This window comes from Exiguobacterium sp. KKT215, from assembly GCF_055635335.1.
The window spans coordinates 459614-473218 of the sequence record NZ_CM145756.1 but is presented as its reverse complement, the minus strand read 5'-3'; the positions used below and the strand labels follow the sequence as shown (position 1 = coordinate 473218).

The window sequence follows — 13605 nt, the reverse complement described above, 5'->3', positions numbered from 1 at the left end:
TAACAATCCTGATGTATGTCGTTTTCTCCTCAAGCATACCGCTCGCGCATTTCCTTTGTCAAAGCTGTCGTTGTTGCCGCACGTCGGCCCGTGGCGACAGCCCGAACAACCGGGCATACTCGCGGCTGAACTGCGATTGACTCTCGTAGCCGACTTGGAACGCCGCCTCGCCCACGTCCGTCGCCTGCATGAGCAACAGCCGTCTCGCCTCTTGGAGCCGTAACTGTTTTTGGAATTGGAGCGGGCTCATCGCCGTCACTTCCTTGAAATGACGGTGGAGCGTCGAGACGCTCATATTGGCGATGCGGGCCAGTTCTTCACTCCGAATCGTCTCGTTGAAGTTCGCGATGATGTGGTCGATGACCCGTTTGATCCGGAACGCCTGACTCCCCTCGAACGCCAACTGACGCAGCATCTCCCCGTTCGACCCTTGCGCCACCCAATACAGGAGTTCGCGCTTATAGAGCGGCGCGAGTGCGACATGATCCGGTGTGTCGACGAGACGGGCGAGACGGAGCGCGACATCAAACAACGCCTCGTCGGCATCGGCGATATACATGCCTCGTTTCGGTTCACGCGGCTCGGTCAGCTCGACGTGCCCGACGGCATCGATCAAGTCGTCAATCGTCAACTCGAGTTTCAACGCCACGTATGGGACGTCTGCGCTCGCTTTCGTCACTTGTCCCGTCACAGGCAAGTCGACCGAGGCGACGAGGTAATGCCCGCCCTCGTAGACGAGCCGTTCGTCACCGAACAACATCTCTTTCCCCCCCTGCAGGATTAGGCAAAATGACGGTTCATTGACACGTGTGATCGGTTCGGTCACCATCGATTCATGAATGAACGTCATCGCCGGGACGATCGTCGGATGCACCCCGTCCCCCGGTATGTGTCGTGTGATGACGTCAATCAGTTGCAGCCGTGTCTCGATGTCGTTCACCCTCCCTCTGGATTCTCCCCTTCAGTATACGGCAGATCGTTTTCTTGGACGAGCCCTGTCCAACCTGTTGAGAGGATTAGGCAAAAACACGACATGAACGCGCTAACGCCCGCCCCACATCTCGCGTCATACTGGTGGCAAAGGAGGGGAATCGACATGGAAAAGACGTATCACGTGACGGTCGAACGTGGCTTCGCGACATTGCTCACCCGTTGTGCGCATTTCGCACTTGCCCATAACGTGGTGATTCGGCTCGATTCATTCCGACTTGAACCGACGCCAGAGGCACTTGTCGAGGCGCTAGCGCTTCCGATCGGCACCCATACCGAATTACGATTGACCGTCAACGACGACAGCACCGTGGATGAGTTCGAACGGTTCCTCTCCACGTATCAACTTTGAAGGAGGCATTTTCATGGAATACGTAAAACTTGGCAATACGGGACTCGATGTCTCAAGGCTCTGTCTCGGCTGTATGGGCTTTGGCGACGCGAACCGATGGATTCATGACTGGGTACTCGATGAGGCGGCGACCCGTCCGATCATCAAACAAGCACTCGACCTCGGTATCAACTTCTTTGACACGGCAAACATCTACTCGAAAGGCACGAGCGAGGAATACGTCGGACGTGCGCTTCGGGATTATGCGAACCGGGACGAGATCGTTCTCGCGACAAAAGTTCACGGTCGAATGCACGACGGTCCGAACGGTGGCGGCTTGTCGCGGAAGGCGATTCTGTCGGAAATCGATCATAGTTTGAAACGGCTCGGCACCGATTACGTCGACCTGTATATCATCCACCGCTGGGACTATGACACACCGATCGAAGAGACGATGGAGGCGCTCCATGACGTCGTCAAATCCGGGAAGGCCCGCTATATCGGTGCATCGGCAATGTACGCCTGGCAGTTCCAAAAAGCGCTCCACGTGGCGGAACGAAACAACTGGACCCGGTTCGTGTCGATGCAAAACCATTTGAACTTGATTTATCGGGAAGAAGAGCGTGAAATGCTGCCGCTCTGCTGGGAAGAGAAAATTGGGGTCACACCGTACAGTCCGCTCGCCTCGGGGCGCCTGACACGCGACGTGTCGACCGTGACCCACCGCTCTGAGACGGACGTGATTCAACGTTCGAAGTATGACGCGACGATGGACGCCGACCGGCTCATCATCGAGCGGGTCGCCGCAATCGCTGAGACGCGGGGAATTACCCGGACACAAGTCGCTCTCGCCTGGCTCTTGCAACAAGACACGGTCACCTCGCCAATCGTCGGTGCCACGAAGCAGCGTCATTTGGACGAGGCGGTCGGTGCGTTGGCCGTCATGTTGACACAAGAAGAGATGGCTTCGCTCGAAGAACCGTACATCCCACACGCGGTCGTCGGTGCGATTTGAGTCAAAATTCAACCTCAAGTCGTATGGGCGTGCTCCTTGCCGTCGGGTAAAGTAGACAGAGATGTCACAATACGCAAGGAGAACCGATTCATGGAACAATGGATTCAACAAATGATTGAGCAGTTCGGCTATTGGGGCGTGCTCTTCCTCATCTTTATCGAGAACGTCTTCCCACCTATCCCGTCCGAGCTCATTTTAATATTCGGCGGCTTCTTCACGACGACGACCACGCTTACACCCGTCTGGATGATTCTCGCCGCGACGGTCGGTGCGGTCATCGGAGCCATCGTTTTGTATAGCGTCGGATTATTTTTCGACAAGGAGCGTCTCGAGTCATGGGTCGCGCGTTACGGCAAACGTCTCTATTTGAAAGTGGATGACGTCCGCATGGCCGATCGCTGGTTCGACCGCTTTGGACCGAAACTCGTCTTTTTCGGTCGATTCGTCCCCGTCGTCCGTAGCCTCATCTCGATTCCGGCCGGCATGTCGAACATGCCGTTCGTCAAATTTTTGATGCTGACGACACTCGGGACGCTCATTTGGAACACGGTGCTCATCTTTGTCGGCGTGTACGTCGGGGAGAATTGGCAAGTGTGGCTCGGCCATATCGAGACGTATTCGCATGTCATGTATGGCGTCCTCGCCGTCATCCTTCTCGGACTAGGCGCTTTCATCGTCCGGGTCATCTGGTCACGTCGCTCTGAACAGCGTTAAGTTTGCACACTCCGAAATCGATTCGGAGTGTTTTTTTGTGGAATCGCGGTTTACCCTCTTGACTTTAAGTTCTTATGACCTTAAATTAAACATATAGAGTTCACACGAACTTAAAAAGGAGGAATTATTGTTGACATTACTCATCGCCTTTTTGGCACTCGTCATCTTCATGCTCGCGCTTGACCTCGGGGTGTTCCACCGCAAGGCACACGAAGTCTCGCTCCGTGAGGCATGGACATGGACGTTCGTCTGGATCGGGATCGCCATCGCGTTCGGCGGTTGGTTGTTCTACTCGCAAGGCAGCACCGTCGCGACAGAATATGCGAGCGTCTACTTCATCGAGAAGGCACTCGCCATCGATAACGTGTTCGTCTTCTCGCTCGTGTTCGCCTACTTCGCGATTCCGCTCAAGTATCAGCATAAGGTGTTGTTCTGGGGCATTCTCGGGGCAATCTTCTTCCGGGCCGTCTTTATCGTGGCTGGCGTCTCGCTCTTAGAGAACTTCGGTTGGGTCTATTACGTGTTCGGTGCCTTCCTCATCTATACAGGATGGATGATGTTCAAGAACATCGGTAAGGACGAGTCGCTCGAGGAGAACAAGACGATTCGTTGGCTCGAGCGCCGCTTGCCGATCACGCAAGACATCTCGTCTGGTAAGTTCACGAAACGCATCAACGGCAAACTGTTCTTCACACCGCTGTTCATCGCGCTCATCTTCATCGAGCTGTCGGATATCGTCTTCGCCGTCGACTCGGTCGCGGCAAGCTTCGCCTACTCGCGTGACCCGTATATCATCTTCTATGCGAACATCATGGCGATTCTTGGACTCCGTAGCCTCTATTTCGTCCTTGCCAACTTGATTGACCGCTTCTACTACTTGAAGCACGGACTCAGCTTCATGCTCGTCTTCATCGGAGCGAAGATGGTATTGGGCGACGTATACAAAATGCCGATTTGGATGTCGCTTGGCGCAATCGTCCTCGTCATCTTGGTCAGTGTCGTCTATAGTTTCTATAAAACGAAACCTGGTCAGAAAAATCACGTATAACAAAAGGGAGATGTGCTAGCCTCCCAGGTGGTTCACTTCTCAATTGTGGGTAAACCTTTAGTCTAGCAAACACAGAAAAGGTGGTTACAAATGTTTGACCGTATGGGTGATGTGAGTATTGGACTCGTCTTCGGGATCGTGTTGATGCTTCTGTTCAACAGTCTTTGGGGACTTGGGGTCGGTGTGATGTTAGGAATCTTCTTCCTCGTCGCACCGCGCTCGACAAACCGCCGTACTAGAAAATATATACCGCAAATACGCTGAACCGGGGCAATCGCCTCGGTTTTTCTTATGTATACTGGGGAAAAATCATTTAGGAGGTCACATGGATTATTCAACGACAGAACTGACGGAAGCGAAACGTCAAATCGATTCGATTCTCCATAAACTGCACGAGACCGTGAAAACGCTCGAGGCGAAAGAATCCCCTGAGCGCTACAAGTCACAACTGTCACTCGCGAAACGGCGTATTCAAGCGCTGACGATCGCCGTCGAACTGATTGAGGCCCAACTTCATCCCGACACATAACAACAGCGACCGCATCACTCGGTCGCTGTTGTTGTCGATTTAGCTTCTTTTGCTGCTTCCTCTTCTTCTTTTTCTAACTCTTCAATCAACCGCTTCATCTCGGCGATTTCCCGTTCTTGTGCTTTAATGATCTCTTCCGACAACTGTTTCACGCGTGGGTCTTCAATCTCGGCCCGCTCGCTCGTCAAGATGGCGATTGAGTGGTGCGGGATCATCGCCTTCATCCAACTGACGTCATCGACCGTCGTCTGGCTCCGGACGAGCCATAGCGAGAGCCCGAACACGAGCGCGCTCACACCTAAGATGACTGCGTTCAACTTCTTGTTTTTGTACATGCCCCACATGAACAACAACATGACGAACGCCATGACCGAGCCCATGATGAGCGCCATATACAAACGTGTCTGACTGAAGAAGACGTGGTCGAGTTGGAACACGTTCAAATACATGAGCCAATACATGAGGAATGTCGACACGAGAATCATCACTCCGAATTTTGCGTAAGGTTTCATCGTCTACTCCTCCTTTGCTGATGGTCTGTCTACATAATCGATTGCCTAATCCATTTTTGTTAAAACATCGAGACCTCATGCACGACACGAGACCTCCTCTCATTTCACTTCTTTTTCACAAACAAGGGCTATACTGTCAAAATGGACTTTGCCGACAAAGGAGAAATTCGAAGTGTTGAAAACCTTGCAAGATCTGTTGACAGAGCTGAAACAGCTCGTGACATGGACGTATTTAGACAACCCTGCCGAAACGATGATTGAGGGCATTTCCTTCTCCTCAAAAGAAATTAAACAAAATTTTTTATTTGTTTGTATCTCAGGCTATCGCCATGATGGCCATGACTACGTGAACGAGGCGATTCATAACGGGGCGGTCGCCATCGTCGCCGAACGTCCGATTGAGGCCCGGGTACCTGTCATCTATTGTAAAGATACGAAACATGCCCTCGCCGAACTCGCCAGTGCGTTTTATGACCATCCCTCGACGCGACTTCGTCTGCATGGCGTCACCGGGACGAACGGAAAAACGACGACGACGGCGCTCGCCCATCAATTGTTTGATCACGTCGGCATGTCAGCCGGACTCATCGGCACACTCGGCATCACATACGCCGGGAAGACGTTTGAGACACCGAACACGACGCCTGACCCGTTGACCATCAATCGCCACCTTCATGCCATGGTCGAGGCCGGTGTCACCGATTGTATGATGGAAGTCTCATCCCAAGCCATCGCGGAGGCACGGATTGCCGGCTTGGAGTTCGAGACGACTTCATTCCTCAACCTGTCCCACGATCACTTGGACTATCATGGGACGATGGAGACGTACGCCTACACGAAAGCCCAGTTGTTTGCACAGTTGACGGAGTCTGGATGTGGGATCGTCAATGAAGATGATTCGCATCAAGCGCTCATGTTGTCGATGGCACCATCCATCGCCGACTCATTTTTATTCAGTCGTCACTCGACTACCGCGGACTTGATTGGGTATCACAAAGACGAGCAGTTCATGCTCCAGTTAGGCGACGAGAAAATGCACTTACCTCTCCCGTTCCATGAGGACTATAACCTCGATAACACGTTGTGCGCCATCAGCATTGTCCTGCAAACCGGGGTTCCGTTGGCAGAGGTCCTTCCTCATGTTAAGAAGTTGACGTTGCCGAGCGGACGCCTCGAACGAGTGACCGGAATCGAACAATCGGTCTATATCGACTATGGACATACGCCGGACGCCATCAAACAAGTCGTGACGGCATTGACGGCCCGCTACCCTCGTGTACTCGTGCTGCTCAGTGCTGCCGGCGAACGTGACCGAATGAAGCGAAACATCATGACAGAGGTCGTCGTTGCTTCAGGCGCGGATATGATCTTGACGGTCCATGACCCACGTCACGAAAATCCGCAACAAATCCTTGACGATTTGGCGACGGGACAATCTGCCGAGCTTGCACGTTTCGACGAACGCGAAGCAGCCATCCGGTTCTTCTGCGAACGGATGGACGGCTACGACTGTGGTGTCTTATTCGGGAAAGGGCATGACCGCGTCGAGCGCATCGGAGACGAGACCGTGCCGTTCGACGAACCCGCACTCGTCCGACGCTTTCTTCAATCGCCCGAACTGCCCTGAGGGACAAGGAGAACGTTCCCCTTCTCTCGAAACCGTTACGTAGACGAGACGGCTCAGAATCATAGGAGGACCACATATGAAAATTTTGATTGTCGATGACGAAATGAAAATGAGACGGTTGCTCCGCCTATTCTTAGAAGGCGACGGCTACACCTGTATCGAGGCCGCTGACGGACGAGAAGCGATGGAACGGATTTCCGAACGTCCGGACTTGGTGATGCTCGACATCATGATGCCCGGCGTCGATGGAATCACGTTGTGCCGCCAAATCAAGGCGCTCGATGCCGAACTGCCCGTCGTCTTGTTGACGGCCCGCTCGGACAGTGAGACCACAATCCGTGGGTTAGACGCAGGTGCCGACGATTATGTCACGAAGCCGTTCGAAGGAAATGTGCTCCTGGCACGGATTCGTGCGGTGTTGCGACGGAGCCGTGTCAGCAATGTGAGCTACGGACAGCTGCGCTATGAGGAAGCGAGCGGACGGATCCTCTATCGAGAACAAGAAGTCGTCATGACGCCGAAAGCGACGGCCATTTTGAAACTGTTCTTGCAACATCCGAACCGGCTATACAACCGGATGGATTTATACGACTTGGTGTGGCCCTACTCGTCCGAGTCGGACCCGCGCACGGTCGATGCCCATATCCGCATGATTCGCGACAAACTCGGTGAGGCCGGCTTCCCGATTGACGATTATTTGAAGACGGTGTGGGGACGCGGCTATCGCTGGACCGAGGAGCGGTCGGACTCATGACATTCCGACGTAATAGCCTCCCGTTCCGAATCAGCCTGATCTTTTTATTGACGACGTTATTGATTGAAGGCGTCTTGTTCTTATTGCTCTACCATACGCTCCTCGGTGAACGTGTCGTCGAAGAAATCGACCGGCTCGAATCGAGAGCGGAAAGCCATGCGAGCGTACTGGCGATGAGTTTTGATGAAGAGACGATTGGCCACGTCGCGACGATGGAGAGCGAGACCGATACGAAAGTCGCCATCACCGCTCCCGACCACTCGATTCTACAGACATCCAACCGCTTCCCCGACCCGCTCTCGGTGCTCGTCCAAACGGAAGCGGACCGAGGCGATGGCAATATGACGACCATCCTCGAAGACGATTGGGAGAACGAACCGTATCTCGCGGTACGGACCCCGATTGATGCAATGGAAGGCGACACCCGCTACGGGTATGTGTATATGTTTCTACCGACCGAGATTATTCATGGCATCAGCCATCGGCTCCAGCTCCGGTTTCTTTATATCACCGGCATCGCCCTCGTCATCACCATCATGACGTTCGTCTTGCTGAGCCGGTTGATTTCAAACCCGATTCAGCTGTTGCGCCGAGCAACCGAGGATGTGTTGACGAATCCCGAAACGTTAACCCTGCCGACGTCCCGAGAAGATGAGATCGGCGAGTTGGCCCGCTCAATTGAAGCAATGTCGCTTGAACTGGCTCGTCTCCGGAAAGAACGGAATCAGTTCTTGTCGGACCTCGCCCACGAGATAAAAACGCCGCTCACGTATCTGCAAGGATATGCCGAAATCGCATCCAAACCGCAGACGCCAGAGTCGTTAAAAGAACAGTCGATTCAGACGATTCTCGAAGAGAGCCAAGCGTTGACCGAGCTCGTCGAGAACGCGTTCCAGCTCGCCCAGTTGGACGAGAACACGTTCACGTTGCATCGCGAACCCGTGGCCGTCGATGCGCTCTGTGACGATTTGCAACGCGTGCTCACCACGATGTTCCGAGTGACACCGATCGCGTTTGCTAGTAGCACCGATTGCTCCTCCAAGGACGTCGTCTTACAGTTAGATCGACATCGCATCTTACAAGTGTTCCGCTCCATCGCCCACAACGCGATTCAACATAGCGAGGCACGCCACGTCCGATTCGATATGCAACTTACGGATGAAGCACTTCACTTCACGATTCAAGACGATGGGAAAGGTATCCCTCAAGAAGATCTGCCTCACATCTTCAATCGCCTGTACCGGGTCGAAAAATCACGTTCCCGTCGTACGGGTGGCAGTGGACTCGGGCTTGCCATCGCCCATCAAATCATCCGGTTGCATGATGGTACGTTGACCGTCGCCTCTGATTCATCTGGGACGATGTTCACCATCACGCTTCCGCTCCACTAAAAAAATCCGGCACCTGAGCTCAGGCGCCGGATTTTTTTCATTTCACTTTCCCTGCTTGCAACAGTTGCGTCCATTCCTCGTCTTCAAAGACATACACACTGTTATCCGATGTCGCTAGCAAAAATCGCCCGTTTTGGCTGACCAGTTCGATCGGGACGCTGTCCGCGTTCAGCGAGGGCAGCTCAACGGTCGTCTCCGTCTCGTCGGTCAAATCCGAGACCACAAGATCGAACGAGGCACCGTCTTTCGTGATTGACGCCAATTTCCCTTTCGTCGATGCCATCGTGACGATATTCTTCTGTTCCAGGAACGGCTCGAACGTGTCTCCCCCGTCGTCTGAGACGAGGATGCCGTCCGGACCATAGACGAAGACGCGTTTCGGTTCACTTGCATCGGCCGTGATGCCGGCGATGCCTCGACCTTCGATGCCATCCATCTCCATCGGCTCAAACGACGTACCGCCGTCGAGCGACCGATAAAAACCTGGTTCGAGTTCACTGGTCGCCGTTTCCAAATACACGTAGAGGCTCTCGGATTCGAAACCCGCACTCATATAGTGAAAATCGGCCTCACCTTCTAACGAGCGAATCTCGAGCGTCTCCCCTTTATCGGTCCCACGGACGACACCGAGGGGATTTTTATACGGCGAATCCTGTGCCGGGTGACCACTCGCATAGAATCCGTCTTTGACGAGCTCGAAGCCCATATAGTCGTGACGGTTCGACGACAATTCGTACCAGCCGTCTTCTCTGAATTCCATCAGTCCCGTATGCGTCGCAATGACCGGACGCCCGTCTGGCCAAAAGCCGGCACCGTGAATATGGGAGACCGCGGTGCCTGTTTTTGTCGCTGTCCAGCGGTCCGGCACCTGTTCCGTCGACGTCTCTTTTTCTTCCGTGACCGGTTCCTTCGACTCGCTCGCTGGTGTCGCACCCCCACACGAGGCAAGAAATACAGTCGTCAAAAACATCGGTACGAGTAGCTTTCGTTTCATAATAGTTCCCTCCATCTTTAGCATCCTCCTCATTATAGAGACCAAAGATGAAAGAATTGTTAAAGCTTGAGCGTCCGGGCATTGAGCGCGACGATGACGGTACTGAGACTCATGAGCACGGCACCGACGGCCGGTGACAAGATGATGCCGATTGGGGCCAACACACCGGCCGCGAGCGGGATGGCGACGATGTTATAGCCGGCGGCCCACCACAGATTCTGAATCATCTTGTTGTATGTGTTGCGAGACAAGTCGAGAATCGACAGCACGTCTTTCGGGTTGCTCCGGACGAGAACGATATCGGCCGTTTCGACGGCGACGTCGGTGCCGCTCCCGATGGCAATGCCGACGTCCGCTTGGGCCAAAGCCGGTGCATCATTAATGCCGTCCCCGACCATCGCCACTTTGCTGCCGTCGGCTTGGACGGTTTGCACTTGCCGTGATTTATCATCCGGCAACACTTCGGCGTACACTTCCTCGATATGAAGTTGCGACGCCACCCAGTCGGCCACTTTTCGGTTGTCACCAGTGAGCATGATCGAACGGACGCCCCGGTCTTTCAACGCTCGGACCGTCTCTTTCGCTTCATCGCGAACCATGTCCGCCAAGGCGATCATACCGACCAAGTCTCCGTCTCGAATCGTGAAGACGACGGTCTTCCCGGCGGCTGATAACTGGTCGAACGCCGTTTCGTCAATTGAGAGCTCATGCTCCCGAATATAGCGGGGGCTGACGACTTGAACGTGACCTCCCTCTACCTGTCCTTCTAATCCAACCCCCGTGATCGAAGCGAAATCGACGACTTCAGGCAACGTCAATTTGCGTGCTTCCGCTTCCCGAAGAATGCCTCGTGCGAGCGGATGCTGCGAGGCCGTCTCGACCGCGGCGGCCAGACGTAACACGTCCTCTTCTGTATGAGCAGATGCGGCTTCAATGTCCGTCACCCCGAAATCGCCTTGCGTCAACGTTCCCGTCTTATCGAAAATGACCGCATCGAGATGACGCGCCTCTTCGAATTGAGTCCGATTCCGAATCAACAGTCCGCGTTTCGCCGACAGGGCTGTCGAGACCGCCACGACGAGCGGAGACGCGAGACCGAGCGCGTGCGGACATGAGATGACCATGACGGTGACCATTCGTTCGACAGCCATACTGACCGGATATCCGAGAGCGACCCAAATGGCGAACGTCAGAACTCCCGATCCGACGGCGACATAAAACAAGAGCTTGGCGGCCCGATTGGCTAGGTTTTGCGTTTTCGATTTGGATTCCTGCGCTTCTTTGACCAAGTCGATGACTTTCGCCAAGTATGTGCTCTCTCCCGTGCTTGTCGTCGAAATCGTCATGCTACCTTCTTGGTTGATTGATCCTGCGATGACGACATCCCCGGTCTCTTTTTCGACAGGCATCGATTCACCGGTCAACATCGACTCATCGACCGTCGTCCGCCCTTTCAGCAGTTCCCCGTCGACAGGAATCTGCTCGCCCGGTTTGACGAGAATCAAATCCCCAGCAGCGAGCGCCGAGACGGGAACGTCCTCGATGTCACTCCCGTTGATGCGGTGTGCCACGCTCGGTAATAGACGAACGAGCTGTTGCAACGCGTTCGACGCACCCATGATTGAGCGCATCTCAATCCAGTGCCCGAGCAACATGATGACGATTAACGTCGCCAACTCCCAAAAGAAGTCATGCCCATGCCCGTATCCGAACACGATGGCAACACTATAGAAGTACGCGACGCTGATGGCAAGTCCAATCAGCATCATCATCCCCGGATTTCGTTGACGCAATTCATCGATGCTCCCTTTCAAAAACGGCCACCCTCCGTAGACGTACACAATCGTCGCCAACACGAATAGCGTCTCCTTTTCATAAGGAAACGTGAGTTCGAAACCGGCCCACTCTTGAATCATATCTGACAAGATGAGAATCGGGATCGTCAGCCCTAACGAGACGAAAAATCGACGCTTATACTCTTCAATCATCCCTTCATGTCCGCCGGTATGCGAGTCATGCGCTTCCCCGTGTTCATGATGAGATGACGCGTGGTGTGAATGTTCCACGTTGACCACCTCCTATGTATACCATATACCCCTATATAGTATATAAAAACTTATTTTCCGTTTAACAAATATTTCATAACTTGTTGGTATAACTAAATAGGCTCTCGCTTTTAACCGAAAGGATGATGCCTTATGAACCGCGTAACGAAATGGGTCATTGGGATGGTTATAGTCAGTATCGTGATTGGATTGTTCTTGCTTTTGTTCACGTTTGCTCCTGGAAACTGGATGATGGGAAACGGTTCATTCATGGGAGATCGAAACGATGGTGGCATGATGCATGGCAACGGCGGGATGGGACGTGGGGGTACCGTCGAGCTCGTCGCGTCGAACGAACCGAATCAACGACTCCCCATCCCGGAACGGCTACGACCTGACCGTGTCACGGACGAGGCGCTCTATTATACGGTTCGTACCGAACGTGGCGAGCACCGATTTTTCAATCAAGGTGTCAGTACCGAGACGCTCGGCTATAACGGGAATTTGCTCGGACCGATGATTGAATTACCAGCTGGAAAGACCGTCTATATCAATACAATCAATCAGCTCGATGAACCGACCTCGTTCCATTGGCACGGTCTCGTCATCCCGGGAGCCGAAGACGGCGGACCCCATCAATCGATTGCCCCGGGTGAACAAAGACAAGTTCGTCTCGATATCGACCAAGAACCGGGCACACTCTGGTTTCACCCGCATCCGATGGGCGCGACGGCCGAACAAGTATACCTTGGTTTGGCCGGACTCTTGTACGTGACGAACCAAGCGGAGACCGGGTTGCCGAATGAATACGGTGTTGATGACATCCCGCTCATCGTTCAAGACCGTCTCTTCACAGCCGACGGACAACTCGATTACGACCGCCAGATGAACATCGATGGGACGGTCGGTGATACGTTGATTGCGAACGGAGCGATCAATACAACGTTCGACGTGACGACGAACACGTTACGCGTCCGTCTCGTCAACGGCTCTAACGCCCGGAATCTCGACTTCTCCCTATCGAACGGGGAGGCGTTCACTCAAATCGCGACTGACGGCGGGTTGCTCGACCAACCGGTTTCGCTTGAGACGTTGACGCTCACACCTAGTGAACGGGCCGAGATTTTAATCGACTTTTCCGACTTGTCTCTCGAGGACGACATCGCTCTTCAAGCAGATGGGATCCCGTTCACGACGTTCACGGTGCGCGACCACATCGAGCAAGACGGTGATTGGACGGCAGCTTTCACGGAAGCCCCTGTCACTAACGAGTCGAGCGAGGCCGACCGACGCCTCACGTTGTTCGGGATGGGCAATATGGTGACGATTGACGGCAAACAGTTCGACCCTGACCGGATTGACATTAACGTCCGGCAAGGCTCGACCGAGGTGTGGGAAATTTATAACCGAGAGGACATGATGGGCGGGATGACCCACCCGTTCCACGTCCATGGCGTCCAATTCCGGATACTTGAACGGGACGGCAAGCCTCCGCCTGACAACGAACGTGGCTGGAAAGATACGGTCGCCGTCGCACCGGGCGAGAAAGTGAACATTGAAATGACGTTTCGAGAGACAGGGACGTTTATGTATCACTGCCACATCCTGGAGCATGAAGAAAACGGGATGATGGGACAATTGAAAGTAGACTAATC

The 13605-nt window shown here is 53.8% G+C and carries 14 protein-coding genes; 10 read left to right on the top strand and 4 right to left on the bottom strand.

The annotated features are described in order from the left end of the window. Window positions 1-58 precede the first annotated feature (58 nt). Complete coding sequence (locus ACZ2GZ_RS02615; RefSeq protein ID WP_029594733.1) at window positions 59-940, bottom strand: AraC family transcriptional regulator; 882 nt, start codon at window positions 938-940, stop codon at window positions 59-61. Window positions 941-1096: 156 nt separating this feature from the next. Between ACZ2GZ_RS02615 and ACZ2GZ_RS02610 the strand changes: the two genes are divergently transcribed. The 6 genes from ACZ2GZ_RS02610 to ACZ2GZ_RS02585 all read left to right on the top strand — a co-directional run bounded on the left by ACZ2GZ_RS02610 (window position 1097) and on the right by ACZ2GZ_RS02585 (window position 4627). Continuing rightward, a complete protein-coding gene (locus ACZ2GZ_RS02610; RefSeq protein ID WP_021066188.1) occupies window positions 1097-1342 on the top strand; it encodes a hypothetical protein in 246 nt (81 codons plus the stop codon). A gap of 13 nt (window positions 1343-1355) precedes the next feature. After that, a complete protein-coding gene (locus ACZ2GZ_RS02605) occupies window positions 1356-2336 on the top strand; it encodes an aldo/keto reductase (protein WP_470295436.1) in 981 nt (326 codons plus the stop codon). Window positions 2337-2426: 90 nt separating this feature from the next. Continuing rightward, window positions 2427-3050 (top strand): DedA family protein, encoded by a 624-nt coding sequence (locus tag ACZ2GZ_RS02600; protein WP_021066186.1) that lies wholly within the window; start codon window positions 2427-2429, stop codon window positions 3048-3050. Window positions 3051-3180: 130 nt separating this feature from the next. Further along, entirely contained in the window at window positions 3181-4098 is a 918-nt protein-coding gene (locus ACZ2GZ_RS02595; protein WP_214802189.1) for a TerC family protein, read from the top strand. Between the two features lie 90 nt (window positions 4099-4188). Beyond that, window positions 4189-4362, top strand: coding sequence for a hypothetical protein (locus tag ACZ2GZ_RS02590; protein ID WP_214720335.1), 174 nt, complete (start codon window positions 4189-4191; stop codon window positions 4360-4362). A 61-nt stretch (window positions 4363-4423) separates the two neighbouring features. Then, on the top strand, window positions 4424-4627 hold the full coding sequence (locus tag ACZ2GZ_RS02585) for a hypothetical protein (RefSeq protein WP_470295435.1): 204 nt from the start codon (window positions 4424-4426) through the stop codon (window positions 4625-4627). Between the two features lie 14 nt (window positions 4628-4641). On the opposite strand, the gene ACZ2GZ_RS02580 is transcribed toward ACZ2GZ_RS02585, so the two are convergent. Then, window positions 4642-5139, bottom strand: a complete 498-nt coding sequence (locus tag ACZ2GZ_RS02580; protein WP_029594728.1) for a DUF305 domain-containing protein — start codon at window positions 5137-5139, stop codon at window positions 4642-4644. Between the two features lie 172 nt (window positions 5140-5311). On the opposite strand from ACZ2GZ_RS02580, the gene ACZ2GZ_RS02575 reads away from it, so the two are divergent. The 3 genes from ACZ2GZ_RS02575 (at window position 5312) to ACZ2GZ_RS02565 (ending at window position 8911) form a co-directional block, all read left to right on the top strand. Further along, a complete protein-coding gene (locus ACZ2GZ_RS02575) occupies window positions 5312-6766 on the top strand; it encodes a UDP-N-acetylmuramoyl-L-alanyl-D-glutamate--2,6-diaminopimelate ligase (RefSeq protein ID WP_214714418.1) in 1455 nt (484 codons plus the stop codon). 76 nt (window positions 6767-6842) lie between these two features. Continuing rightward, entirely contained in the window at window positions 6843-7520 is a 678-nt protein-coding gene (locus ACZ2GZ_RS02570; protein ID WP_058764760.1) for a response regulator transcription factor, read from the top strand. Beyond that, entirely contained in the window at window positions 7517-8911 is a 1395-nt protein-coding gene (locus ACZ2GZ_RS02565; protein ID WP_214714420.1) for a sensor histidine kinase, read from the top strand. Before ACZ2GZ_RS02570 ends, ACZ2GZ_RS02565 begins: the two co-directional genes overlap by 4 nt. Before the next feature lie 37 nt (window positions 8912-8948). Here ACZ2GZ_RS02565 and ACZ2GZ_RS02560 read toward each other — a convergent pair whose 3' ends face one another. Beyond that, entirely contained in the window at window positions 8949-9905 is a 957-nt protein-coding gene (locus tag ACZ2GZ_RS02560) for a F510_1955 family glycosylhydrolase (protein ID WP_131471400.1), read from the bottom strand. Between the two features lie 59 nt (window positions 9906-9964). Continuing rightward, window positions 9965-11821: a heavy metal translocating P-type ATPase gene (locus ACZ2GZ_RS02555; RefSeq protein WP_370448607.1), complete on the bottom strand. Its 1857-nt coding sequence runs from the start codon at window positions 11819-11821 to the stop codon at window positions 9965-9967. A 282-nt stretch (window positions 11822-12103) separates the two neighbouring features. Between ACZ2GZ_RS02555 and ACZ2GZ_RS02550 the strand changes: the two genes are divergently transcribed. After that, a complete protein-coding gene (locus tag ACZ2GZ_RS02550) occupies window positions 12104-13603 on the top strand; it encodes a multicopper oxidase family protein (protein WP_251130791.1) in 1500 nt (499 codons plus the stop codon). The last annotated feature ends 2 nt before the right edge of the window (window positions 13604-13605 follow it).